Source organism: Pseudomonas sp. AIG, from assembly GCF_977020205.1.
In genome coordinates this window covers 117,234-142,350 of record NZ_CDROCK010000008.1, presented here as the reverse complement: position 1 = coordinate 142,350, position 25,117 = coordinate 117,234, and the positions used below count along the sequence as shown (strand labels likewise).

The following is a 25,117-nucleotide window of genomic DNA, read 5'->3' as shown; positions in this document are numbered from 1 at the left end:
ACGTCTATCATTGTTGCAGTTGAACTGCGTCAGGCGCAGGCCATTTTCTGTTCATTGAATGCTTCGCGGGTGCTTTTTGCCATGGAAATCGATGCACTGTTGTCAGTTTTGTCCAATAAAAACGGTTCGGATCTGTTCCTGTCCACGGGCGCACCGCCCAGCGCGCGGATCGACGGCGTGCTCACGGCGTTGAGCGAGCAGCCTTTCAAGATCGGTGAAACCGCCGCCATCGCCGCCTCCCTGATGGACGCCGAGCAACGACGGGAGTTCGACCGGGATCTGGAAATGAACCTGGCGATTTCGCGAACGGGCGTCGGCCGTTTTCGCGTGAACATCTTCAAACAGCGCAACGATGTGTCGATTGTTATCCGCAACGTCAAACTCGACATCCCGCGTTTCGCTGACCTGAAACTGCCGCCGGTACTGCTCGACACCGTCATGCTCAAGCAAGGGCTGATCCTGTTTGTCGGCGCCACCGATTCGGGCAAGTCGACTTCGCTGGCGGCATTGATCGACCACCGCAACCGCCATAGCACCGGGCACATCATCACCATTGAGGACCCGATCGAGTACATCCACCGGCACCAGCGTTCGATCGTCAACCAACGGGAAGTCGGGGTCGATACGCGCAGCTTCCACGCCGCTTTGAAAAACACCCTGCGTCAGGCGCCGGATGTGGTGCTGATCGGCGAAATCCGCGACCGCGAAACCATGGAACATGCCTTGGCATTTGCCGATACCGGGCATCTGGTGCTCTCGACGTTACACGCGCACAACGCCAATCAGGCACTGGTGCGGATCATCAACATGTTCCCGGAAGAACGACGGCCGCAGTTATTGCATACGCTGGGCAATAATCTGAAAGCATTTATCTCGCAGCGGTTAGTGCGCACTGTTGATGGGCAAAGGAGGGCGGCTGTCGAGGTACTGCTGGGCACGCCGACGGTGGCAGATCTAATTCGTGGAAATGAGCTGGGGGAACTGAAAAGTGTAATGGAGAAGTCGGAAGAAGCAGGGATGCAAACATTCGATTTGGCACTTTATCGCTTGGTAGAAGAGGGGGTTGTTGATATTGATGAAGCATTGAAATATGCAGATTCGGTAAATAATTTAAGACTAAGGATCAAGCTGGGTTTGGTTGAAAAGATGAAGGGGGTGTCTTCGGCTGAATGGGGGTTGGCTGAATGAGAATGTGATTGAGTTGGGTGCTTTTTTACGCTGTTTATTGGTTGTTTTGAAATGTTGATTAATAACTAAGCGGTTGCTCAGTGTTCCGTTCTGTTTAAAAGTTGGTGTCGCCGACTCTGGTGTCGAATTTTTAAACTGAGATCATGTATGAAAGTCAGAAATAATGTGGTTGGAAGTGCTGTTCAGGCTGCGCAGGATAATCAGCTGTGCATTCTTGGGGATGAGGTCGAGCGCAAGAAGATAACGTCAGTTTTTTATGCGTTATACAGGGCGCGTCGAGATACTGTGTTGATTGATATGGATGCAATCACTCTGACACTTCAGGAGGGGTCATCTTTCTATTATGTGCATGAGCCGTTCAGCAAAATGCTGAGGGATCTGATCAAACATCATCACCGTGATGCCGTTGCTACTGTCACCAGCGCAGGCCTTGACGTATGGATTGAAAACGGAGGTAACGCTGAAAACATACGACAAAGAATAGAGTCTGATCCTCATGCTCAATCGGTGCTGAAGAAAATCAAGGAGGGGGCTGAACTGACGGGCGGAACTGTACGTTCAGTAAAGGATGATGCCAGTTATGCTCAATGGTTGCGCTTCCACGGGTTGCTCATTCCCGCCGACGTTGTGCAGTTGGAACGGTTGCTGACCTTTCTGCAGTGGGAGTTTCGTGATTCCAAGCAGATTGCCTATTACTGGGAGCAACTAATCGGCCACGATGGGGGAGCGGTCGCGTTGGCCGAGTCTGAATGCCAAGAAATCATTGCGTTGACTGAAAAACTCGTTCCCGCAGGCAAGAGTCTGCTGAGTATGTTGTATGAAAACGTGAATCCGGTTCTTCACAGTGGTGTCCATCGGGAAACCGCCGATGAGATCATAGACGAACTCGTGCATCATGATTTCTCCTACGGATTGGCGAAGAAGTACATTGAGGGATTGAGTTGGTGGGGCGCCCGGACGGACGAGGTGTGTGACGGCAACGACTACGCGCAAATTCTCTACACGGCCATTCTTCTCCAACTTGATCCGTTCATTGGTGAGGAAAGACAGCGCAACGTTATCGCTGGGTATGATCTCTATCGTCCTTCCGTCGCAGCAGATAAGAAATTGCGAATTATTCGCGAGGATTTTGAAAACCATCTCGTTAACCAGGGAATGGTCTCTCAAAGATTGGTGCCACTGGCCTCGCACATGCTTTTGTCCCACGCCGCTCCTGGCTTGCTTATCAATGATGTTCCTGCGTGGCTGACAGTCGGCTCTATCGGTTGGGTAACGTTTTCTCAGGCAGTCGGCATGATCGAACTTAGTGTCAAGGGAGCTTCACGTTTCTTTAACTACGAGGACGTCATGCATTTTGCCGACATGGGGTCGATCAGTAATGCCTTGGAGCAACTTCAAGGTTTGGCAGCCATTGATGTCATCATCGATTGGGCGCTATTAAACGAAGTGATCACTCAGACTGATTTGACTGTATCCACTGCAAACGCCGCCCAACGCGCCATGGAAGCTTATCAACGACACGTGGCTACGCTGGTAAACGGCGTGAAAGCTTTCTCCACACCTGTGCCCAATCGGAAAAAACTGGCGTTGGCAGCATTGCAGCAAGCGGCGCCGGAATGTGAGTTTCTTGAAGAACCGCTGCTTCGGCCTGAGACTTTTTCCAGTGCAAGGGTGTCCATGCTGGATTTGCACATCGAGGGAGAGTTGACTTCGGGGGCATGGGATTGGAATAAAACGCCGCACATCCTTAGCCAATATCCCCGGTTAACGGGGCTGGCAAACAATCAGAGCGTTTTTGAAAACGAGGTGCGGCAGTATCATCAGAGTCTTCACAGCGCGATAGCTTCCAATATAAAGCTGGCATTGGCTGGCATGCCAAAGCAGGATCGTGATGTTTTCGCTAAAAGCAAAGTCACATTTTTCACCGTGCGCGCACCAGTCGCTGAACTTGTCTATCCCAACACTAACTACAACTTGGTAGGCGTAGCTAATAAGGGACCGAAGAACGTTGAGGTACAAGCGAAGAAAGATCAGGCGAGGGGCCGGTTTGCGGTGATTATGATCGCGTCTTACGGTGAAAATAAAACGCTGTGCTATGAGGTGTTTAGTCTCTTGGGCGAATGTCGAAGAAACGACGCCTTGGGTGAATTAGTACTGGCAACGCAAAAAATGACGATGCCGGCCAGGCTGGAATTCGAAGGCAATGACAATGATGCCTTTTTTCCACTTCCTGAAACCCACAATGTACCGACGGATTTTCAAAGCTATATGCAGGGCGCGCGTCCACGTCCTAATGCCTCTGATAAAATGGTCATCGAAAAATTGGGTACTCTTTCAGCGCCGGCGGTGGTCCCGAGAGGCAAACACAGTCTTTATCAATTTTTCATGAGTACACATATAAATAATATCGCGCAGTTCGTGATTACCCATCGCCCCGTTGGAAGCGTCGATGAAATGATATTGGCCTTTACCGAACTCACGGAAAGGGAAACGCTCACCAAAAAAACAGATGAATGGGTCACCTACATAATTGATTTGGTCGTGCCTTTTAAAAGATGCATTGAAGACCTCGCGTCGGGTGAGCAGGACAGGATTGTCGATGGAATTTACGCGTGCACAATGGACGCGATCGGTATCTTTTTCACGGTCTTGGGTGCCCCGTCGAAAATCCTCGCGATTGCAGCTAGAACAGTGTCGCTGACGGCGAAATCGTCCAGTGTCTTGAAGTACTCGCTGAAACTGACAGTGTCGATATTGAACCCTATCGATGGTTTACCGACAGCCGGTTACCTGGCGACCAAGTCAGTTTTAAAAAACGGGCTTGAATTGAGCAGGCAGGGCGTCAAGTTGCTGGAAACGGCTACCTCCCAGCTGCATAGATTGACCGGCAGGCGTCAATCCGTGGACTTTATTCAGTTGGCGAGTTTGCCTCAAGCCGGCCAAGGTACATGGAGACCTCGTGCCAATGCGGTTAATGCGCTGAACGTCTGCGCGCTGAACAGAAACAGTCAATGGTATGCGATCAGCAGTCGCGGTACCCCGTGGGGCAAAAAACTGGAAGGCTTCCAGTTCCAGCAGGCATTTACCGTGCCTAACGTCCGGCCTGAAAGCTACACACGCCATATCGTTCAGCAAAGTCTGCCGATTGTGCGCGAAAAGGTGGATGCGGCTTTCAACGTTCTCAATAGACCGAAACTCAATACCAAGACCGATCTTGTCATTGGACTGTTTTTAGGCAGCACGATAGGAGGGCGCGACGAACTTATGACGCTACTGACCGCTGTCCGGTTAAACGTCTACAACACGTCCGTAAGCAATTTCGTGCTGCACAGTGCCAAGGTGGATGATCAAACTATCGAGGTCAGTCAGAGCCAATACAGCGAATGGAAGAAGACCGGTCTACACGAGAGGGGGAATGTTCAATTCCTGAACATCAATAACCAGAACCTCAATGGCCGTTTCAATGCAGCCGTTTTTAATTATGGTGAAATAGCCGATGACCTGCTCCATGAGATGTTTCGTGCCGGTACCGGAAAAACGGACATTGCCTCGGCGCCAGCTTCCGTCCGAGCCAACAACCCCGTTTTGAATGTGGCACCTTTGCTGAATCTTGCGGCGGGGCGCCTGCCAAAATCGGGAGGAGGTTTCCACAATGCAACGGAGGCTCGTTTGAATGCAGACTCCTTTGCGCTTTTAACCGCTCTGCTCAGTCAGGTGGAGACAGATGCCACTGCGTATTTCAAGAACATTGGGATATTGAACGCTGCGGTCGCAAATAACGTGGGTCGTACTATCGACCGCGAAGTGCTCATTGAACTGAATAGCGATTGATTTTCATCAATGTCCACTCCGGCGCAAGGCATTGTCACTCGGCAGCATTTACTCCGTGAGTTCCCACCGATCCCGAAACTGCTCCAGCGCTTCGGGATTGGCCAGTGCATCAGTATTTTTCACCGGGCGTCCATGCACCACCTCGCGCACGGCCAATTCGACAACCTTGCCGCTGATGGTGCGCGGAATGTCTGTCACCACCACAATCTTCGCCGGTACATGCCTTGGGGTGGTATTGGCGCGGATTACCTGACGGATGCGCTGCTCCAGTGCTTCATCCAGTTCCAGCCCTGCGCGCAACCTGACAAACAGCACAACCCGCACGTCATCCTGCCACTGCTGACCGATGGCGACGCTGTCCAGCACTTCAACGACTTTCTCAACCTGACGGTAGATCTCTGCCGTGCCGATGCGCACACCGCCGGGATTGAGCACGGCATCCGAGCGGCCATGAATCAGCATCCCGCCATGAGGCCGTTGTTCGGCGTAATCGCCCTGTGCCCAGACCCCGGGAAACAGGCTGAAATACGACTGCCGCAGTTTCGTTCCGTCCGGGTCATTCCACAGGCCGATCGGCATGGCCGGGAAATGCCGGGTGCAGACCAGTTCACCTTTTTCGCCAATCACCGGCTGGCCGGCGTCGTTCCAGACTTCAACCGCCATGCCCAGACTCTTGCCCATGTTCTCGCCGCGCCGCACTGGCGACAGCGGGTTGCCATTGACGAAACACGAGACGATATCGGTGCCGCCCGACATCGACGCCAGACACACATCTCGTTTGAAGTCGTGATAGACGAAGTCATAGCTTTGCGGCGATAGCGCTGAACCGGTACACAGCAGCGTCTTGAGGCTGCCCAGATCATGACTGTCGCGGGGTTTGACGCCGCTGCTTTCCAGGGTCGCGAGGAACCTGGGGCTGGTGCCGAACACGCTGATGCGTTCATCGTCGATCAAGTCGAGCAAGCGCTGATTGTCCGGGTGAAACGGTGAGCCGTCGTACAGCACCACGGCGCTGCCGACGGCGAGCGCCGAAACCAGCCAGTTCCACATCATCCAGCCACACGTTGTGTAGTAAAACAGTCGATCCCCGGGGCCGAGATCACAATGCAGACCGTGTTCCTTGACGTGCTGGATCAGTACGCCGCCGGTGCTGTGCACGATGCATTTCGGCACGCCGGTAGTGCCGCTGGAATACAGCACGTACAACGGATGGTTGAACGGCACCGGGATAAAGTCCGGTTCGCCTCCGGCGTGATAAAAGTCATCCCACAAGCTCACTTCGGCGCGAGTCTGGTAAGCCTCGACATGGGCTTGCGGCTGGGCATAAGGCACGATGATCAACTGCCGTAGCGTTGGCAGCTGTTCGAGTATTTCGTTGATTTTGTCGGTCTGGTCGATCGTTTTGCCGGCATAGCGATAGCCTGCACAGGTGAGCAGCACTTTCGGTTCGATCTGGCCGAAGCGATCGATCACGCCGTGGGTGCCGAAATCCGGCGAGGAGCACGACCAGATCGCGCCGAGGCTGGTAGTAGCGAGCATCGCCACCAGCGTCTGACAGGTATTGGGCATGCAGGCGGCGACGCGATCACCTAGGCCAACACCGGCGGCCTGCAGGCTCGCTTGAAACCCGGCGACGTGCTCGGCGAGTTCGGCCCAGGTCAACTGCTCGCGCTGGCCATTCTCCGCCACGCTTATTACCGCCACAGCATCGTCGCGACGACGCAGCAGGAGTTCGGCGAAGTTCAGCGTGGCGCCGGGGAACCACTCGGCGTCGGGCATGTTCGGCCCTTCACGCAACACGGCATCGGGCTGCGTGTGAAAACGGATATCGAAGAAGTCGACGATTGCCTGCCAGAATTCCGCGCGCTGCTCGACGCTCCATTGGTGCAGGGCAGGGTAGTCGTCGAGTTTCAGCGAGTGGCGCTCATTGATCGCACGGCGGAAGGTGTCCATGCGCGAATTGGCGATACGGTTGGCGTCGGGTTGCCAGAGGATGTCGGACATTGCTTGCCTCTTGTTTTTATTAATGCACAAGGTCGAGCGCACACATAACACCTGTGGGAGCGAGCCTGCTCGCGAAGACGTCCGTACATTCAACGACTTCATTGGCTGACCCAGCGCTTTCGCGAGCAGGCTCGCTCCCACAGAGGGGGGGCGCGCTATTGGGCCAACCACCCACCATCAATATTCCACGCCGCCCCACGCACCTGGCTGCCGGCCTCGCTGCACAGGAACAACACCAGTTCGCCCAGATGTTGCGGTGTGACGAACTCCAGCGACGGTTGTTTCTCGGCCAGCAGATCATGCTGCGCCTGTTGCGGATCGACACCCTTGGCGGCACGATCATCGATCTGCTTCTGCACCAGTGGCGTCAGCACCCAGCCCGGGCAGATTGCGTTGCAGGTGACGTTGCTGGTCGCGGTTTCCAGGCCGACCACTTTGGTCAAACCGATCACGCCATGCTTGGCGGCCACGTAAGCGGCTTTGCCGGTCGAACCGACCTGACCATGCACGGAAGCGATATTGATAATGCGTCCCCAGCCTTTGGCGCGCATCCCGGGCAGGCTCAGGCGCGTGCTGTGAAACACCGAAGACAAATTGATGGCAATGATGGAGTCCCAGCGCTCGACGGGGAATTCTTCCACCGCCGCCACATGCTGAATACCGGCGTTGTTGACCAGAATGTCGACACCGCCGAACTCGCGCTCGGCATACTCGATCATCTCGGCAATCTGCGCCGGGTCACTGACATCCGCGGGATGATGGCCGACCTTGCCGCCGAACTGAGCGACGTCGGCGATGACGCTTGATGCATCACCAAAACCGTTGAGAATCAGATTCGCGCCAGCCTTGGCCAGGCTCAGGGCGATGCCCAGGCCGATGCCGCTGGTGGAACCGGTTACCAGTGCGGTCTTGCCGGAAAGAGTGGTCATGAATACCTCACACAATGCCAGTGGCGTAGAAAGTGCCGATCACGACGAAAACCGCGAGGGTCTTGATCAGCGTAATACAGAAAATGTCTTTGTAAGCTTCGCGGTGGGTCAGGCCGGTGACGGCCAGCAGGGTAATGACCGCGCCGTTGTGCGGCAGGGTGTCCATGCCGCCACTGGCCATCGCGGCGACGCGGTGCAGCACTTCCAGCGGAATGTTCGCGGCGTGGGCCGCACTGATGAACTGCTCGGACATCGCCGCCAGCGCAATGCTCATGCCGCCCGAAGCCGAACCGGTGATACCGGCCAGCAGCGTCACGGTGATGGCTTCGTTGACCAGCGGATTGGGAATCTGTTTGAGCCAGTCCGCCAGCACCAAAAAGCCCGGCAGCGAAGCGATCACCGCGCCGAAACCGTATTCCGACGCGGTGTTCATCGCCGCCAGCAAGGCACCGCTCACCGCGCTTTTGCTGCCTTCGGCGAGCTTGCTGCGAATCGCCTGAAAGCCGAACGCGAGCACCATCAGAATGCCGACCAGCAACGCCGCCTGCACCGCCCAGATCGCCGTCAGTTTGGCGATCTCGGTAGTGACCGGTGTGGCCATGCCCGGCAGTGCGAGGCTGTGGGTCTTACCGTACCACTGCGGAATCCATTGGGTGAACAGCAGGTTCATGATGCCCACTGCCAACAACGGCGAAAGCGCAATCCATGGGTTTGGCAGTTTCAGGTCTTCAGCGGTTTCCGGCTCGTTGCGCAGTTCAGTGCCGTAGCCTTCACCGGCGCGCTGCGCTTTGTTGCGTTGACGTTGCAGAAACAGCATGCCAGTGCAGAACACGAAAATCGTGCCGATCACACCCAGCCACGGCGCCGCCCACGCGGTGGTATTGAAGAAGGTGCTGGGGATGATGTTCTGGATTTGCGGCGTGCCGGGCAGGGCATCCATGGTGAACGAGAACGCACCGAGGGCGATGGTCGCCGGGATCAGGCGCTTGGGGATATTGCTCTGGCGGAACATCTCGGCAGCAAACGGATACACCGCAAACACCACGACGAACAGCGACACGCCGCCGTAAGTGAGCAGGGCGCAGACCAGCACGATTACCAGCATCGCCTGTTTGGTGCCGAGCAAGCGAATGGCCGCAGCGACAATCGAACGGGAAAAACCCGACAGTTCGATCAACTTGCCGAACACGGCGCCGAGCAGGAACACCGGGAAATACAGTTTGATGAACCCGACCATTTTTTCCATGAACACCCCGGTGAACGCGGGGGCGACGGCAGAAGGGTCGGTGAGCAGGACGGCGCCGAGGGCGGCAATCGGCGCGAAGAGGATAACGCTGTAGCCACGGTAGGCAGCCAGCATCAGCAGCGCCAGGGCTGCCAAGGCAATGATCACACTCATGGTGTGTCTCTCCAGAATTGTTATTTTTGTGGGTGGAACGGGTGTGGGAGAGGCTTTAGCGAGATCTGTGCCAAATAGCTAAAGTATTGAAATACAAGAGTATTATTGATCAAGTGGAGGGTTTTTCAGAAGTTTTGTCTCGTTTTAGAGACCGTGTTGAACCGAAAAGATCGCAGCCTTCGGCAGCTCCTACAGTGCGGACCCGATATTCCCCTGTAGGAGCTGTCGAAGGCTGCGATCTTTTGACCTTGACGAATTTTCTAATTAATGAGATCCGTGTCTCTTTGTAGAGACTCAAACAATTCCCAGTGCCACCATTTTTTTGTACAGCGTCGACCGACCAAGCCCCAGCCGAGCAGCTGCTTCCGGTACATTGCCCGCGCATTGCGCGAGGGCAGACTGAATCAACTGTCGATCAAACCGCTCGCGTGCCTGGGCGAATGTTTCCCCTGGCGCCACCTCAGCCAGTGGGGCTGAACCACGCTCGACCGGCGTCACCGTACCAATCGCCGCACGAATATCCTGCTCAGTCAGCATCAAGTCATCACTGAGCAACGCCGCCCGCTCCAGCACATTGCGCAACTCGCGAATGTTCCCCGGCCAGGCATGTTGACTGAGCAACGCCAGCGCATCACGGTGCAGTTCGTGCTGACTGCGCAGCTCTTCAAGGATCGCTTCGCTGAGCGCCGGCAGATCATCAAGACGTTCACGCAATGGCGGCACCTGAATCGGCAGCACATTGAGGCGATAGTACAAATCGGCGCGAAACTCACCGCGTTTGATCGCCGCTTGCAGATCGGTCGAAGTGGCGGCAATCACGCGGACATCGCTTTCAATCACGTCGTTGGAGCCTACCGGTTCGAATTCCTTTTCCTGCAACACGCGCAGCAGTTTGCTCTGCAAGGGCAGCGGCATGTCACCAATCTCGTCGAGAAACAACGTGCCGCCCTGGGCAATCTGCAACTTGCCGGTGCGGCCCTTGCGGTCGGCGCCGGTGAACGCGCCAGGCGCGGTGCCAAAAAACTCCGCTTCCAGCAACGCCTCGGGAATTGCCGCGCTGTTGATACTGACGAACGCTTTGTGCGCCCGTGGTGAGGCGCTGTGAATGGCCTGCGCCAGCAGCTCTTTGCCAGTACCGGTTTCGCCGAGCAGCAACACCGGCGATTCGGCGCTGGCACTGCGCCGCGCCCGCCGTTTGACTTCGAGGCTGGCGGCGCTGGTGCCGATAAAATGGGCGAAGTTGTATTTGGTCTGCCGGGCGCGCAGCAGGGACCGGGTCGAGGCCAGTTCTTCCTGCATGCTCAAGTAGCGTTTGAGCATCGGCGACAGGGTGCGCAACTCGTCGAACAGGGCAAAACCGATCGCGCCGATCACCGTGCCAACGTCATCGTGAATCGGCAGGCGCATCACCACCAAAGGCTCTTTCGGGGTGTCTTGCATGTCCAGAAGGATCGGGCGACCGCTGCGTACGACCTCGCGCAACAAACTGCCGGGAATCACGCTCTCGCAAGGTTTACCGATCGCTCCTTCAGCCGATTCAAGACCGAAGCGCCGGGCGTAACGCTCGTTCATCCAGACGATGTTGGCATCGCGATCGACAATCACCGTGCCCTCACTGGACTGCTCGATGATCTCGAACAGCGAGCGGATCGCCAGGGTGCGAACCCGTTGGTAGTCCTTGAGGCTTTCGGTGGTGTTCATGGAGGCTGATCCTGATTGTATGTGGCCTGCGCCGGCCCTTTCGCGAGCAGGCTCGCTCCCACAGTAGATTGGGTCGTTCCCAAATTTTGTGTCCGGCGCGAACCTTGTGGGAGCGAGCCTGCTCGCGAAAGCCGCGACCCGGTTTCAAGTCGACTGGCGATTATGCCTACCCCGGATGCGCCGCCGCCAACAGCTCTTTGGTATACGGATGCTGCGGCGCGTCGAACACGTCATGACTGGCGCCACGCTCGACCACTTTGCCATCCTTGATCACGATCATGTCGTGGGCCAGAGCGCGCACCACCGCCAGATCGTGGCTGATGAACAGATAGGTCAGACCGTGTTTTTCCTGAAGCTGGCGGAGCAGAGCAACCACCTGTTTTTGCACCGTGCGATCGAGTGCCGACGTCGGTTCATCAAGCAGGATCAGCGCCGGTTTCAGCACCAGTGCTCGGGCGATGGCAATACGTTGGCGCTGGCCACCGGAGAATTCGTGGGGATAACGATGGCGACTCTCCGGGTCGAGGCCGACTTCTTTAAGCACACGAATCACTTGCTCGTCGCACTCATCGGCGCTCGACTCGCAGTGCACTTCGAGGCCTTCGCTGATGATCTGCGCCACTGACATGCGCGGGCTGAGGCTGCCGAACGGATCCTGGAACACCACCTGCATCTGCCGGCGCCACGGGCGCATCTGTTTTTGACTGAGACCGTCGAGTGCCTGGCCCTGAAAGCGGATACCGCCCTCGGAGTCGAGCAAACGCAGGATCGCCTGGCCCAATGTCGACTTGCCGGAACCTGATTCGCCGACGATGCCCAACGTCTTGCCACGCTGAACACTCAGACTGATGCCGTCCACCGCCCGCAGGTATTGCTTGCGCTGGAACAGACCGCCGCCGACGACAAATTCAACCTTCAGGTCGTCGACTTCCAGCACGTTCTCGCGCTCATCCCGGGGCAGGGCTTCACCTTCGGGTTCGGCGTTGAGCAGCACACAGCTGTAAGGATGCTTTGGCTCGGTGAACAGGGTTTCGCAAGGCGCCTGTTCGACGATTTCTCCGGCCTTCATCACGCACACGCGCTGAGCAATGCTGCGCACCAGATTGAGGTCATGGCTGATCAGCAGCAGCGACATGCCCAAGCGTTGTTGCAGGGATTTGAGCAGCAGCAGGATCTTGCGCTGCACCGTCACGTCGAGCGCAGTGGTCGGCTCATCGGCGATCAACAGTTCCGGTTCGCAGGCCAGGGCCATGGCGATCATCACCCGCTGCCGTTGGCCGCCGGAGAGTTGATGCGGGTAAGCCCTGAGCCGTTCCTTGGGTTTCTGGATGCCGACCAGTCCGAGCAGTTCGAGGATGCGTTGCTGCGCCGCTTTGCCGCCGAGGCCACGGTGCAGCAGCAGGGTTTCGCCGATCTGCTTTTCAATGGTGTGCAGCGGATTCAGCGAGGTCATCGGCTCCTGAAAGATCATCGCGATGCGGTTGCCGCGCAATTCGCGCAAGACCTTGGGCTCCGCGCCTATCAGTTCCTGCCCGCGATAGCGAATGCTGCCGGTGGTTTGCGCTTCGCTTTCAGGCAGCAACTGCAGGATCGAATGGGCGGTCACCGATTTGCCCGAGCCCGATTCGCCTACCAGCGCCAGGCACTCACCGGGGCGGATGTCCAGGCACAGGTCGCGCACCACGGTCTGGCCATGGAAGGCAACGTTGAGGTGACGGATTTCAATCAAGTTGTCAGTCATGGCCACGCTTCAGGATCGAGGGTCGAACGCGTCTCGCAACGCTTCGCCGATGAACACCAATAAGGAAAGGATCAGCGCCAGGGTGAAAAACGCCGTCAACCCAAGCCAAGGTGCCTGCAGGTTCTGTTTGCCCTGACCGATCAACTCACCCAGCGAAGCACTGCCGGCAGGCATGCCGAAACCGAGAAAATCCAGCGCGGTGAGGGTGGAGATCGCTCCGGTCAGAATGAACGGCAAGTAGCTCAGTGTCGCGTTCATGGCGTTGGGCAGAATGTGCCGGAAAATCACCTTGCGGTCGCTCAGACCCAGCGCGCGCGCGGCTTTGACGTACTCCAGATTGCGTCCGCGCAGGAACTCGGCGCGCACCACATCCACCAGCGCCAGCCATGAAAACAGCGCCATGATCCCCAGCAGCCACCAGAAATTCGGCTCGACGAAACCGGAGAGGATGATCAACAGGTACAACACCGGTAGCCCCGACCAGACTTCCAGCACGCGTTGCCCGAGCAAATCGACCCAGCCGCCGTAGTAGCCCTGCAATGCCCCCGCGGCAATGCCTATGAGGGCACTGACAAAAGTCAGCATCAGGGCAAACAGAATCGACACCCGTGCACCGAAAATCACCCGCGCCAGCACATCCCGCGATTGATCGTCAGTGCCCAGCCAGTTGACTGACGTCGGCGGGCTCGGCGCCGGTTTGTTGAGGTCGTAGTTTGGCGTGTCGTCACTGAATGGAATCGGCGGGAACAGCAGCCAGCCACCGTCCTTGCGAATCAGGTTCTGTACATAGTCGCTGCGATAATCGGCCTGGAACGGCAGTTGTCCGCCGAACTCCTGCTCGGTGTGTCGCTTGAATACCGGGAAGTACCATTGGTCCTGATAGCTGACGACCAAAGGCTTGTCATTGGCGATCAACTCGCCACCGAGCGTCACCACAAACAGGCCGATAAACAGCCATAGCGACCACCAGCCACGGCGGTTTTTCTTGAAGCGCTCGAAGCGCCGGCGGCCCAGAGGCGAGAGCTTGAACATCAGCCATTCCTCGCAGCGAAATCGATACGCGGATCGACCAGGGTGTAACACAGGTCACCGACCAGTTTTATCAGCAAGCCGAAGAGGGTGAAGATGAACAATGAGCCAAACACCACCGGATAATCCCGCGAAACGGCCGCTTCGTAGCTCATGCGTCCGAGACCGTCGAGAGAGAAGATCACCTCGATCAGCAGGGAGCCAGCGAAGAACACGCTGATGAACGCCTGCGGGATGCCGGACACCACCAGCAGCATCGCGTTGCGGAACACATGCCCGTAGAGCACGCGACGTTCGCTCAGGCCTTTGGCGCGCGCGGTGACCACGTACTGACGCGTGATTTCATTGAGAAACGAGTTTTTCGTCAGGATCGTCAGCGTGGCGAAACCACCGATCACCAGCGCCGTCACCGGCAGCACCAGGTGCCAGAAATAATCGGCGATTTTACCGAGGCTCGACAGTGATTCGAAGTTGTCCGACACCAGGCCGCGCACCGGAAACCAGTTCAGCGACGTGCCGCCGGCAAACACCACAATCAGGAACATCGCAAACAGAAACGCCGGCATCGCGTAACCGATGATGATCGCCGTGCTGCTCCAGATATCGAAATGACTGCCATGGTGCACAGCCTTGCGGATCCCCAACGGGATCGACACCAGATAGGTGATCAGCGTCGCCCACAACCCGAGGGAGATGGTTACCGGCATTTTTTCAAGGATCAGGTCAGTGACCGTCGCGCCACGGAAGAAGCTCTTGCCGAAATCCAGTTGCGCGTAGTTCTTCAACATCAGCCACAGCCGTTCATGGGCTGGTTTGTCGAAACCGTACTGTTTTTCGATGTCCTTGATCAGTTGCGGATCGAGACCACGACTGGCACGTGATGTGCCGCTCATGGTTTCGCTGGCACCGCCGCCAACACTCGCACCGCCGATCCCTTGCAGGTGAGCGATGGCCTGTTCTACCGGGCCGCCGGGCGCGGCCTGAATGATCGCAAAGTTGACCAGCAGAATAATCACCAGCGTCGGGATGATCAGCAGCAGGCGCCGCAGTATGTAACCCCACATCAGTGCGGCCCTCCGGGTCTGCCACGGGCAATTTTTTCGGCGGTCATCTGCTGATTGGTCAGCGGCGTGCTGCTGATTTCCCACCAACTCTCGATGGCTTCGTCATTGCTGGCTTGCACCGAGGGTATGCCGAAACGGTTCCACCAGACGGTCGAGGTGCCCGGCGGATAGTAGTTGGGAATCCAGTAGTAATTCCATTGCAGCACCCGGTCCAGGGCATGGGCGTAATGCAACATGTCGGACTGCGTGGACGCCCGGATCAGGCCGTTGATCAGCGTATCCACCGCCGGGTTTTTCAACACCATGTAGTTGTTCGCGCCCGGGTCGTTGGCCGACGCGGAAGCGAAGTAATTGAGCAATTCGCCTCCCGGTGAAGTGCTGACCGGGTAGCCCGTGACGATCATGTCGTAGTCGCGACTCATCAGGCGATTGACGTATTGCGAGGAGTCGATGCGGCGAATATTGAGGTCGATGCCGATCTGTTTCAGCGTGCGCTTGTACGGCAGCAGCAAGCGATCCATACCGTTCTGGCTGACCAGGAAGGTGAAGCTCAGCGGCTCGCCCTGAGCATTCACCAGTTGATCGCCATCCGGTTTCCAGCCGGCCTGCTCGAGCAATTCGAGGGCTTGCAACTGTTTGTCGCGGATCAGGCCACTGCCGTCGGTTTTCGGCGCCTCGAAAACTGTGTCGAAGACTTCGTCGGGAACCTGACCTCGCAGCGGTTCGAGGATGTTCAGTTCCTGCGCATCCGGCAGTTCGCTTGCCGCCAGTTGCGTGTTGGAAAAGTAGCTCTGCTGGCGGATATACATGCCGCGCATCATCTGCCGGTTGCTCCACTCGAAGTCCCACAGCATGGCCAGCGCCTGGCGTACACGGCGATCGGCGAACATCGGTTTTTGCAGGTTGAACACAAAGCCTTGGGCCGACTGGGGCGCCTCGGTGGCCAAATGCGCTTTTTGCAAGCGCCCATCGCTCAGCGCGGGGCTGTCGTAACCGATCGAGTAGCCCGTGGCCGAGAACTCGCGGTTGTAGTCATAGGCGCCACCGCGCAGCACTTGCCGGGCGACGTCGGTATCGCCGAAATACTCGATGCTGAAATGATCGAAGTTGTAGAGGCCGCGACTGACCGGCAAATCCTTGCCCCACCAGTCGGCGTTGCGTTCAAACGTGATGCTGCGCCCAGAGTCGACTTTGCCGACTCGATAGGGGCCGCTGCCCAAGGGGGGTTCATAGCCGCCACCCCCGGCGAAATCGCGGCTCTTCCACCAATGCTCGGGAAATACCGGCAGGGTCGCGATGTCCAGTGGCAGGGTGCGGTTTTCATTGCTCTTGAAGTCGAAACGCACGGTCAGTGGCGCCTCCACTTCGACACCTTTGACGTCAGCAAACTGGGTGCGATAACGCAGGCTGCCCTGGGTCATCAATAAATCGTAGGTGTAGCGTACGTCTTCGGCGGTAATTGGCTTGCCATCGGCAAAGCGTGCCTTGGGATTGATGAAGAACCGCAGCGACAGGCCATCGTCCGAGCGCTCCATCTTTTGCGCGACCAGTCCGTAAACCGTGTAAGGCTCGTCCAGCGAACGCTGGGCCAGTGGCGAATAGAGCAAACCATCGATCTGCGTGACGCCGATGCCTTTGTCTATATAAGGAAGAACATGATCGAAGTGGCCGATCTCGATGGCCGAACGGCGCATCGTTCCGCCCTTGGGCGCTTGCAGGTTGGTGTAGTCGAAGTGGCTGAAACCGGCAGGGTACTTGGCGGGTTCGCCATAAACGGTCAACGCGTGTTGCGGGGCAGCGTTCGCGCCGACGGCGCCCGTCAGCAGGGCGAGGGCGGTGAGCATCAATGTGGGGAAAACCAGTCGCATTGTCAGCCTTGGAACCGGGAAATCGATAAGCGCAAGTTGTACGCGAGAGGCGCGCCAGTCGCCAGCCGTATGTGTAACTGAAACACAACGGCCCACCAGAAGGCGGGCCGTTGGTGAGCAATCAGGCGACGGATCAGTCCTGACGGCTGGTGACTTCAAGCAGGTGATAACCGAACTGAGTCTTCACCGGACCTTGCACGACGTTGATTGGCGCGCTGAAGACCACGGTGTCGAATTCCTTGACCATCTGGCCAGGACCGAACGAACCCAGGTCACCGCCCTGACGGCTGGACGGGCAGGTGGAGTTGGCTTTGGCGACTTCGGCGAAATCAGCGCCGCCTTCGATCTGGGCCTTGAGTTCGTTGCACTTGTCTTCGCTGGAAACCAGGATGTGGCGGGCAGTGGCTTTAGCCATGGGGAAACTCTCCAATCTATTTCAGTAAAGTGTGGAGCCTACCGGATTCAGTGGGCGAATTCTCGGCAAAGTTCCGTTCGATTGTCCGGGGCGCGGATCAGAGATTCGCAGCACGCAGACGTGCGGCATGTTCAACATAGAGTTCAATCGGGTCGGGCAGGGCCGTCACTGTTCTGGCCGTGCGGCGCAGGCTGCCCAGATGGTCCAGTGGATAGTCGGAGCGGATCACTTGCCCCAGGTGAGAACTGAAGCGGCCGACGAAGCCATCGTTCTGCTGCGTCTCGGTCATGAAGTATTGCGATAGCGCATGGCAGATGCTTTGTGTCGGGTCGAGTGTCGCCGGGCTGTCTGCTGGCAGGACGCCGCTCCATGAATAATAGCGCACGCCATTGACCTGCTCCGGGCCGTGGCCGCCCCAGGTGCTGGGCAACCCTTGCGGAAACTTGTCGTTGAAATCGCCCACGCCCTCGGTCGTCAGTGCATTGAGCGCCGCCAAAGCGTTCTGCGGCAACGTCACACTGCCACTGAGCAACGAAAGAAAATTGCCAAACAGTGTCGCGACATTCTGTGCAACCGCCTCGGGCAGTCGCCCGGGCACCAGTGCCTTGCGCAGAAAGTCAGCCAGTTCCGAGCCGTGGTTCGGGCCACTGACGGAGGTCACCGAAGCTACAGCGTGTGGGGCAAGCGCCGCAGCGTATCGAGCAGCCAGTGCTCCCTGGCTGTGTCCGATGAGGTTGACTTTGTCGGCACCCGTGCCTCGCAAGACCCGGTCGATCTGTGCGAGCAGTTGTTCACCCCGTATTTCATTTTTATGGGTGGCGGAAAGGTGCGGAACAAACACTCGGTTGCCGGCGGTCTTCAAAGCGTCCTTTACGTCATGGAACAGCTCAAAATGACCGATGCGCTCGAATCCGAACAGGCCATGTACCAACAGGATGGGATAGCGAGTTGAAGCATTCCGTTGCATGTTCTTACCTTTTTCACAGAAGTTCATCGGGGGAGTTCGGAGGCCACTCTAAAACACTCATCCCGTTGAGGAAGTAAGAAGAGGCATCTTTTGGTGGTTGAATCTGGACTAAGTTATGTACGAATTTTCAGATACTTATGAAATCCGAATCGGAAGTTACGGCCATCTTTCGCTTGGTTGATCGTGGTTTTGTGCAGTTTGCCTACCTCGTCGGAAGCTTTTGCCGGGTGTCTGCGGCGGATCGGGCTGACATCGAAAATAGGAGGGTTCGCGTTAAATGTGGGCTGTCGACGCCGTCCACCGATACGGCGTTTTTTCCAAGGAATGGAGCCACTAATGCACACGCACGAAGTCGAGTTTTGCTACCGGATGCGCCACCCCGTCAGTCCCTGCGTGTCGAGTGAACTGCTGCCAGCGGCGACCCTCGATTGCCTCGAGGGGACGGTGCTTGATCCTTCGCTGGGCAAGGTCGTTGTCCGTATCGCCCCTTATGCAAATATGGCCTGTGGTGACCGGTTACTGTTGAGTTGGGAGGGCCTGGATATAGAAGGCTTTGCTTATCAGCATGAAATGGTTCGCTATGTCAGCGAAGCTCAGGTCGGCAAAGAAGTTGTTTTCGTCATCAAAGGCATGCATATCGCGGCGCTGGATGGCGGGTCGCTGGAGGTTTACTGGAAACTGCTGAGTGCGAGCTCGTCCGCTGCTGTGTTTTCTGCGCGTGTGCAGCTGTCTGTAGGAGATACACGGCCGCAGTTGCTGGCGCCGATTGTCGAGGGGACGATCAGGGGAACACTGGATCCGGCACGAGTGACGGAAGGCACGCTTGTCGTGCTGCAGCCTTACGCCCGAATGGCTGCGGGTGATCGTGTCACATTGTTGTGGGGCGCTGACGCAATGCCTGCAACGTTCAGCGACAGCCTGAAGGTCGAAACCTTTGCGGTCGCTGACGTGCTGTCATTCTGGATTGACGGGGCACACATTGCTGCACATCTCGGTGGTGAGGTGTCGGTGCGCTATCGAGTCGAACAGTCCGGTGGAGCGGTTCGAGAATCCGAGTCGGCAAGACTCCTCGTCACTCCGTTCCTTCGTGGTGAACTGGACGCTCCCGATGTTCTTGAGGCTGAAGATGGCGTGTTGCTGAAAGAGGATTCGATCGACGGGGTCACCATCGTGATCGGTAATGCTCAGACACAGGAAGGTGAATTGGTTTATCTCAAGTGCGACGGCGATCTTTTCAATCATCGGGATGACCGGGAGATAGCTCGAGAGACCGCAGGAAAACCGCTGATTTTTATCGTGCCGCACAGATTCTGGCGTGAGCACCATGGCACGACCGTGCGTGTGGCCTACACGGTTGAACGTCTGGACGATGTCAGTCAGGAATCTGCGGTGGTCGAGGTGCGAGTGGAAGCGTAGCGCTAGCCCGGAGCGCCCTCCGGTTGGCGATAAAACCGGAGGGCACACCTGGCACTCAGTCTATGGCGTGCACGGCGAGGCGCTGGGAGGCGGCAAGCAGCAAGTCTTCTGTTGCACTGAAACCGAGGCAGCCATCGGTAATCGAAACCCCGTAGCGCAGAGATGCGCTCAGCGGTTGGCAACCTTCGAACAGGTGAGACTCAATCATCATGCCAATCAGTGCGCGATCACCCTGCAGGCGTTGCTCAAGCACTTCGTTGAAAACGCCTGGCTGACGCAGTGGATCTTTTCCACTGTTGGCGTGACTGCAGTCGACCATGATTCGGCTCGGTATCTTCAGTCGGTTCAGGTCGGCGTGGATTTTCGCCACGCTCTCGCTGTCATGGTTCGGACCTTTGTGGCCCCCGCGCAGTACCAGGTGGGTGTCGGGGTTGCCAGGCGTCTGAATTATTGCCGGATGGCCTTGGCTGTCGACGCCGAAATGCCGGTGCGGATGTGCTGCCGAACGCATGGCGTCAACCGCAATGGCTGCACCGCCGTCGGTGCCATTCTTGAAGCCCACGGGCATGCTCAATCCACTGGCCATTTCCCGGTGGATTTGCGATTCAGTGGTACGCGCACCAATGGCCACCCAGCTCAACAGGTCATCGAAGTACCCGGCCGCCATGGGCTGCAGCAATTCGGTGGCCACTGGCAAGCCGAGGCGGATCATTTCCAGCATCAGCTCTCGCGACAGGGTAAGGCCGCCAGCCATGTCATCACTGCCATCCAGATGCGGATCGTAGGCCAGGCCTTTCCAGCCGACCGTGGTACGCGGTTTTTCCACGTAGGCGCGCATCACCAGCAGCATTTCACCGCTGACTGCTTCAGCCAGTCGAGCGAGTTTGCCGGCGTACTCAAGTGCGGATTGCGGATCGTGGATGGAGCAGGGGCCGACGATGACCAGCAGACGCTGATCCTGGCCATTGAGAATGGCGCGAACCGCTTGGCGATGGGCGGCGACTTGCTGGCTCAAGGCATTGCTCAGGGGCAATTGTTGCTTGAGTTGCAACGAGCTGGGCAGACGCAGGGTCAACGCTTCGTTGGCAGAGTTCAGAGTGGACAGTGGCAGAGCAGAAACGGACGAGTTCATATTCGGTTTTCCTGGGCTGGCGGCGGGTACTTCCCGCTCGCTCGGCCCTACTGGGGTGTTCGACAGTTGGCCGTATTGGCTACGTGTGTGTGCTTGCCACCTATAGGTGACCGATCGGAGGCGGCAGGCTGTCCCGAGCGGAAGCTGGTAAATCGCCAGGCGCTAAAGCTGTCGTAACGGTAATAAGTGGCGTAGTTCATTTCGTGATTCCTCAAAGTGTCTGATGTGTTGCTGAAAAAGTTTGGGGCTGAAAAAACAAAACCCCCGGTCGGGAGGCCGACCGGGGGTTGAGAATTCTCTGGTAGGCGACCCGTTGTCATGGGCGCCGTTTGGGTATCAGGCGCGCCAGTGGCTAAACCAATACCCAAAATAAAAGCTGGCTGGAGCGCAAACGTCATTCACCCGGGCAGCCGCAACCGAGCGCAAGGCGCTGGCGGTACGAAGCTGTGAGAGGGCGTTGGACATGGTCTGTCTCCAATGAATGGGCCGAGCTTACTAGAGGCCGATACGCCTCAGCAATCAGAAATTGCTATCGCGTAATCAACAAAACGCCTATTGCCAGGGTCACGCAAGAGTGGTGACACTCTGCGTTTTGCCTGATTGCCAAGGATGAACCGTGCCGACACTGACCATTGCTGCTGCCCAGATGATTTCCATTGCTGGGGATCTTTCTGGAAATATTACCCGGCACAGTCGCTTCATCGAGATGGCGGCGGAGCAGGGCGTCCAATTGCTGGTTTTTCCCGAGTTGTCGTTGACTGGCTACGAAGGAGAAGTGGCGGCAGCGTTGGCAATTGCTCCGCAAGATGATGTGCTGCAACCGCTCAGGGATTTGGCCCGAGCGCTGGGCGTAACTGCCGTTGTCGGCATGCCGATTCGGCTGGGAGACAGTGAATCGATTTTGATCGGCGCCCTGATGCTTGGCTGTGACGGATCGCTCGCTGTCTATACCAAGCAGCATTTGCACTCAGGCGAAGAGATTGTTTTTGCCCCGGGTCTCGGCGGGCCGACACTGAACATTGGCGGTGAAGTGGTCGCGTTGGCGGTGTGCGCCGATTTCTCACATGCCAGCCATGCCGCAGCGGCCGCAGATCAGGGCGCAGGTTTATACGCCGCCGGTGTACTGATCAGCGAGAAGGGTTACGCAGCCGACACCGCAATACTGCAGGGCTATGCCCGGCAACACTCGATGGCAGTGCTGATGGCCAATCACGGTGGGCTGACTGGCGGGGGGGAAACTGCGGGGGGGGGGGGGATCTGGTCTGAAGACGGTTCATTGATCGTCGCAGCACCGGGGGCGGGCGACCTTTTGGTCGTCGCCCAGCGTAACGACGGTGCTTGGCAGGGGCGAGTCGTTCCTGTTGTGCAAGCTCAATGACATTCCAGTTACGGCGTGCGGTTCCAGAGGATCTGGCGTTTGCCCGCGATCTCACCTGTCGGAACATGTTGCGCTATTACATTCGCCATGACCTGTTATGGCAGGACGAGGCGTTTGATGTCGCGTGGCCGGGGCGACAGAACTGGCTGATAGTGCAGGGTGATGTGCCGCTGGGTTTCCTCAGCCTCAGCCGGGATATGCGCGCTTTGTACATTCGTGAACTGCAGATGGCTGAGCCGTTTCAGGGGCAGGGCGCGGGTTCCTGGGCGATCGATCAGGTTATCGACATGGCTCGCAAAGAGAGGCGTCCGGCTTTGCGGCTGACCGTATTTGAAAATAATCCGGCGAGAAACTTGTATGAAAGAAAAGGACTACAGGTGCAGGGCCGGGACGAGTGTTTTCTGCGCATGCAGCTTGATATCAGTACACATGTGCTCTGAAACCCACGGCCTGCAAGCCTTCAATGATGAATTGAAACTTTTTAAATGACGCTTTCCGCTAGGTCTGCGTGGCGCTTTTTGCTAAGGTGTCCGGCATCCCAATATGACCATATCGCGAGGTGTCTGCTTGATTAGGGTGCTAGTGGTCGATGACCATGATCTCGTTCGTACAGGCATTACACGTATGCTGGCCGATATCGATGGCTTGCAGGTGGTTGGCCAGGCCGAATCCGGGGAAGAGTCCCTGATCAAGGCCCGAGAGTTGAAGCCCGATGTGGTGCTGATGGACGTCAAGATGCCTGGCATCGGCGGCCTGGAAGCCACGCGCAAACTGTTGCGCAGTCATCCGGATATCAAAGTGGTCGCGGTGACGGTGTGTGAAGAGGACCCTTTCCCGACACGTCTGCTGCAGGCAGGGGCTGCGGGCTATCTCACCAAAGGCGCGGGTTTGCCGGAAATGGTTCAAGCCATTCGCCTGGTGTTTGCCGGCCAGCGCTATATCAGTCCGCAGATTGCCCAGCAATTGGCCATCAAGTCCTTTCAGCCGTCCAACGATTCGCCCTTCGATGCCTTGTCCGAGCGGGAAATTCAGATCGCCTTGATGATTGTCGGCTGTCAGAAGGTACAGATCATTTCCGACAAGTTGTGCCTGTCGCCGAAAACCGTGAACACCTACCGCTACCGTATTTTCGAGAAGCTTTCGATCAGCAGCGACGTCGAGTTGACACTGTTGGCGGTGCGTCACGGCATGGTTGATGCCAGCCTCTGACCATGACTGAAACATTCGATTCCGGCGCGTTTCTGTCGACAGTCAGTGGGCGCCCTGGCGTCTATCGCATGTTCGACAGCGATGCGCGCCTGTTGTACGTGGGTAAGGCCAAGAACCTGAAAAAACGCCTGGCCAGCTACTTTCGAAAAACCGGTCTGGCACCCAAGACTGCCGCGTTGGTCGGGCGCATTGCGCAGGTCGAAACCACCATCACCGCCAACGAAACAGAAGCGCTGCTGCTTGAGCAAACGCTGATCAAGGAGTGGCGGCCGCCGTACAACATTCTGTTGCGCGACGACAAATCCTATCCCTATGTGTTTCTGTCCGACGGTCAATTTCCGCGCCTGAGCATTCATCGCGGGGCGAAAAAAGCCAAAGGCAAATACTTCGGTCCCTATCCGAGCGCCGGTGCCATACGCGAAAGCCTGAGTCTGCTGCAAAAGACCTTCTTCGTTCGCCAGTGTGAAGACAGCTACTACAAGAACCGTACCCGTCCATGTCTGCAATATCAGATCAAACGCTGTAAAGCGCCTTGCGTCGGGCTGGTCGAGCCCGAGGTTTATGCCGAAGACGTGCGTCACTCGGTCATGTTTCTTGAGGGGCGTAGTCATGCGCTGACCAACGAACTGTCGACGGCGATGGAAGAGGCGGCGATCAACCTGGAGTTCGAGCGCGCTGCCGAGTTGCGCGACCAGATCGCTCTGTTGCGTCGGGTTCAGGATCAACAGAGCATGGAAGGCGGCACGGGGGATATCGATGTCATTGCGGCATTCGTCAATCCGGGCGGCGCCTGCGTGCATTTGATCAGTGTCCGTGGCGGGCGCGTGTTGGGCAGCAAGAATTTCTTCCCGCAAGTCGGGATCGAAGAAGACGTGTCGGAAGTCATGGCCGCGTTTCTTGGCCAGTATTTCATCAGCAGCCCTGAGCGCGATTTGCCCAGCGAACTGATCGTCAACGTGGTGCACGAAGATTTTCCGACGCTGATCGAAGCGATCCATGAACTGCGTGGCCGCGAACTGGCCATCAGTCATCGTGTGCGTGGTACTCGTGCGCGCTGGCAGCAACTGGCGGTGACCAACGCAGAGCAGGCGTTGGGCGCGCGCTTGGCCAACCGTCAACACACCGCCGCGCGGTTTGAAGCCTTGGCCGAAGTGTTGAACCTGGATGAGCCGCCGCAGCGTCTGGAATGCTACGACATCAGTCATTCCAGTGGTGAGGCCACGGTTGCTTCCTGTGTGGTGTTTGGCCCGGAAGGCGCGATCAAGTCGGACTACCGGCGCTACAACATCGAAGGTGTGACGGCGGGTGACGACTACGCCGCCATGCACCAAGCCCTGACGCGACGCTTCAGCAAACTCAAGGAAGGCGAGGGCAAGTTACCGGACATCTTGCTGGTGGACGGTGGCAAGGGTCAGTTGTCGATGGCTCGAGATGTTCTCAACGAGTTGGCCGTGCCGGACCTGATCCTGCTGGGTGTCGCCAAAGGTGCAACCCGCAAGGCCGGCTTCGAAACGTTGTATCTGAATGATGCAGCGCATGAGTTCACATTGCGTGGCGACTCGCCGGCGTTGCACCTTATTCAACAGATCCGCGATGAGGCTCACCGCTTTGCAATTACCGGACACCGTGCGCGCCGTGGTAAAACCCGCCGTACGTCAACGCTGGAAGGCGTTGCAGGCGTTGGGCCAACTCGGCGTCGCGACTTGTTGAAACATTTTGGTGGATTGCAGGAGCTGTCTCGTGCAAGCATCGAAGAGATCGCCAAAGCCCCGGGGATCAGTAAAAAGCTCGCTGAGTCGATTTATGCGAACCTGCATAGCGAGTAGAATGCCCCTTCACCTCGTAG

The 25,117-nt window shown here is 57.3% G+C and carries 18 protein-coding genes; 7 read left to right on the top strand and 11 right to left on the bottom strand.

From position 1 onward, the window contains the following. Positions 1 to 81: 81 nt before the first annotated feature. Complete coding sequence (locus ACWR1S_RS07800) at positions 82 to 1,188, top strand: PilT/PilU family type 4a pilus ATPase (protein ID WP_454563057.1); 1,107 nt, start codon at positions 82 to 84, stop codon at positions 1,186 to 1,188. Positions 1,189 to 1,335: 147 nt separating this feature from the next. Continuing rightward, on the top strand, positions 1,336 to 5,019 hold the full coding sequence (locus tag ACWR1S_RS07795; RefSeq protein WP_454563056.1) for a hypothetical protein: 3,684 nt from the start codon (positions 1,336 to 1,338) through the stop codon (positions 5,017 to 5,019). A gap of 48 nt (positions 5,020 to 5,067) precedes the next feature. Here ACWR1S_RS07795 and ACWR1S_RS07790 read toward each other — a convergent pair whose 3' ends face one another. From ACWR1S_RS07790 to ACWR1S_RS07745, 10 genes are all read right to left on the bottom strand, one after another. Further along, on the bottom strand, positions 5,068 to 7,023 hold the full coding sequence (locus ACWR1S_RS07790) for an acetoacetate--CoA ligase (protein WP_454563055.1): 1,956 nt from the start codon (positions 7,021 to 7,023) through the stop codon (positions 5,068 to 5,070). Between the two features lie 155 nt (positions 7,024 to 7,178). Next, positions 7,179 to 7,952, bottom strand: a complete 774-nt coding sequence (gene hbdH, locus ACWR1S_RS07785) for a 3-hydroxybutyrate dehydrogenase (protein ID WP_454563054.1) — start codon at positions 7,950 to 7,952, stop codon at positions 7,179 to 7,181. 7 nt (positions 7,953 to 7,959) lie between these two features. Then, positions 7,960 to 9,351, bottom strand: a complete 1,392-nt coding sequence (locus ACWR1S_RS07780) for a GntP family permease (protein WP_064390255.1) — start codon at positions 9,349 to 9,351, stop codon at positions 7,960 to 7,962. 294 nt (positions 9,352 to 9,645) lie between these two features. After that, positions 9,646 to 11,052, bottom strand: coding sequence for a sigma-54 interaction domain-containing protein (locus ACWR1S_RS07775; protein ID WP_454563053.1), 1,407 nt, complete (start codon positions 11,050 to 11,052; stop codon positions 9,646 to 9,648). A gap of 166 nt (positions 11,053 to 11,218) precedes the next feature. Then, positions 11,219 to 12,793: an ABC transporter ATP-binding protein gene (locus tag ACWR1S_RS07770; protein WP_454563052.1), complete on the bottom strand. Its 1,575-nt coding sequence runs from the start codon at positions 12,791 to 12,793 to the stop codon at positions 11,219 to 11,221. 9 nt (positions 12,794 to 12,802) lie between these two features. Further along, positions 12,803 to 13,825: an ABC transporter permease gene (locus ACWR1S_RS07765; RefSeq protein ID WP_141129481.1), complete on the bottom strand. Its 1,023-nt coding sequence runs from the start codon at positions 13,823 to 13,825 to the stop codon at positions 12,803 to 12,805. After that, positions 13,825 to 14,886 (bottom strand): microcin C ABC transporter permease YejB, encoded by a 1,062-nt coding sequence (locus ACWR1S_RS07760; RefSeq protein ID WP_454563051.1) that lies wholly within the window; start codon positions 14,884 to 14,886, stop codon positions 13,825 to 13,827. The genes ACWR1S_RS07765 and ACWR1S_RS07760 overlap by 1 nt, the downstream gene beginning before the upstream one ends. Further along, a complete protein-coding gene (locus tag ACWR1S_RS07755; protein ID WP_454563050.1) occupies positions 14,886 to 16,754 on the bottom strand; it encodes an extracellular solute-binding protein in 1,869 nt (622 codons plus the stop codon). The genes ACWR1S_RS07760 and ACWR1S_RS07755 overlap by 1 nt, the downstream gene beginning before the upstream one ends. A gap of 133 nt (positions 16,755 to 16,887) precedes the next feature. Continuing rightward, positions 16,888 to 17,169 carry a peptidylprolyl isomerase gene (locus ACWR1S_RS07750; RefSeq protein ID WP_007912303.1) on the bottom strand — a complete coding sequence of 94 codons (282 nt, stop codon included), beginning with the start codon at positions 17,167 to 17,169 and terminating at the stop codon, positions 16,888 to 16,890. Between the two features lie 97 nt (positions 17,170 to 17,266). Then, positions 17,267 to 18,136 carry a lipase family alpha/beta hydrolase gene (locus ACWR1S_RS07745; RefSeq protein WP_454563071.1) on the bottom strand — a complete coding sequence of 290 codons (870 nt, stop codon included), beginning with the start codon at positions 18,134 to 18,136 and terminating at the stop codon, positions 17,267 to 17,269. 336 nt (positions 18,137 to 18,472) lie between these two features. Between ACWR1S_RS07745 and ACWR1S_RS07740 the strand changes: the two genes are divergently transcribed. Beyond that, positions 18,473 to 19,552, top strand: coding sequence for a hypothetical protein (locus ACWR1S_RS07740; RefSeq protein ID WP_454563049.1), 1,080 nt, complete (start codon positions 18,473 to 18,475; stop codon positions 19,550 to 19,552). Between the two features lie 55 nt (positions 19,553 to 19,607). Here ACWR1S_RS07740 and ACWR1S_RS07735 read toward each other — a convergent pair whose 3' ends face one another. Beyond that, positions 19,608 to 20,684, bottom strand: a complete 1,077-nt coding sequence (locus tag ACWR1S_RS07735; RefSeq protein ID WP_454563048.1) for a 3-deoxy-7-phosphoheptulonate synthase — start codon at positions 20,682 to 20,684, stop codon at positions 19,608 to 19,610. Between the two features lie 616 nt (positions 20,685 to 21,300). Here ACWR1S_RS07735 and ACWR1S_RS07730 point away from each other — a divergent pair. The 4 genes from ACWR1S_RS07730 to uvrC all read left to right on the top strand — a co-directional run bounded on the left by ACWR1S_RS07730 (position 21,301) and on the right by uvrC (position 25,097). Then, positions 21,301 to 22,062, top strand: coding sequence for a carbon-nitrogen hydrolase family protein (locus ACWR1S_RS07730; RefSeq protein WP_454563047.1), 762 nt, complete (start codon positions 21,301 to 21,303; stop codon positions 22,060 to 22,062). After that, positions 22,059 to 22,502 carry a GNAT family N-acetyltransferase gene (locus ACWR1S_RS07725; protein WP_454563046.1) on the top strand — a complete coding sequence of 148 codons (444 nt, stop codon included), beginning with the start codon at positions 22,059 to 22,061 and terminating at the stop codon, positions 22,500 to 22,502. Before ACWR1S_RS07730 ends, ACWR1S_RS07725 begins: the two co-directional genes overlap by 4 nt. Before the next feature lie 127 nt (positions 22,503 to 22,629). After that, a complete protein-coding gene (gene gacA / locus ACWR1S_RS07720) occupies positions 22,630 to 23,271 on the top strand; it encodes a response regulator transcription factor GacA (protein ID WP_016984198.1) in 642 nt (213 codons plus the stop codon). A gap of 2 nt (positions 23,272 to 23,273) precedes the next feature. Beyond that, on the top strand, positions 23,274 to 25,097 hold the full coding sequence (uvrC, locus tag ACWR1S_RS07715) for an excinuclease ABC subunit UvrC (RefSeq protein WP_127927157.1): 1,824 nt from the start codon (positions 23,274 to 23,276) through the stop codon (positions 25,095 to 25,097). Positions 25,098 to 25,117: the final 20 nt, after the last annotated feature.

Excerpts from the sequence above, each read along its gene's own strand:
- ACWR1S_RS07800 (WP_454563057.1), top strand. The coding sequence starts at position 82 with ATGGAAATCGATGCACTGTTGTCAGTTTTGTCCAATAAAAACGGTTCG.
- ACWR1S_RS07795 (WP_454563056.1), top strand. The coding sequence starts at position 1,336 with ATGAAAGTCAGAAATAATGTGGTTGGAAGTGCTGTTCAGGCTGCGCAG.
- ACWR1S_RS07790 (WP_454563055.1), bottom strand. The coding sequence starts at position 7,023 with ATGTCCGACATCCTCTGGCAACCCGACGCCAACCGTATCGCCAATTCG.
- hbdH (WP_454563054.1), bottom strand. The coding sequence starts at position 7,952 with ATGACCACTCTTTCCGGCAAGACCGCACTGGTAACCGGTTCCACCAGC.
- ACWR1S_RS07780 (WP_064390255.1), bottom strand. The coding sequence starts at position 9,351 with ATGAGTGTGATCATTGCCTTGGCAGCCCTGGCGCTGCTGATGCTGGCT.
- ACWR1S_RS07775 (WP_454563053.1), bottom strand. The coding sequence starts at position 11,052 with ATGAACACCACCGAAAGCCTCAAGGACTACCAACGGGTTCGCACCCTG.
- ACWR1S_RS07770 (WP_454563052.1), bottom strand. The coding sequence starts at position 12,793 with ATGACTGACAACTTGATTGAAATCCGTCACCTCAACGTTGCCTTCCAT.
- ACWR1S_RS07765 (WP_141129481.1), bottom strand. The coding sequence starts at position 13,825 with ATGTTCAAGCTCTCGCCTCTGGGCCGCCGGCGCTTCGAGCGCTTCAAG.
- ACWR1S_RS07760 (WP_454563051.1), bottom strand. The coding sequence starts at position 14,886 with ATGTGGGGTTACATACTGCGGCGCCTGCTGCTGATCATCCCGACGCTG.
- ACWR1S_RS07755 (WP_454563050.1), bottom strand. The coding sequence starts at position 16,754 with ATGCGACTGGTTTTCCCCACATTGATGCTCACCGCCCTCGCCCTGCTG.
- ACWR1S_RS07750 (WP_007912303.1), bottom strand. The coding sequence starts at position 17,169 with ATGGCTAAAGCCACTGCCCGCCACATCCTGGTTTCCAGCGAAGACAAG.
- ACWR1S_RS07745 (WP_454563071.1), bottom strand. The coding sequence starts at position 18,136 with ATGCAACGGAATGCTTCAACTCGCTATCCCATCCTGTTGGTACATGGC.
- ACWR1S_RS07740 (WP_454563049.1), top strand. The coding sequence starts at position 18,473 with ATGCACACGCACGAAGTCGAGTTTTGCTACCGGATGCGCCACCCCGTC.
- ACWR1S_RS07735 (WP_454563048.1), bottom strand. The coding sequence starts at position 20,684 with ATGAACTCGTCCGTTTCTGCTCTGCCACTGTCCACTCTGAACTCTGCC.
- ACWR1S_RS07725 (WP_454563046.1), top strand. The coding sequence starts at position 22,059 with ATGACATTCCAGTTACGGCGTGCGGTTCCAGAGGATCTGGCGTTTGCC.
- uvrC (WP_127927157.1), top strand. The coding sequence starts at position 23,274 with ATGACTGAAACATTCGATTCCGGCGCGTTTCTGTCGACAGTCAGTGGG.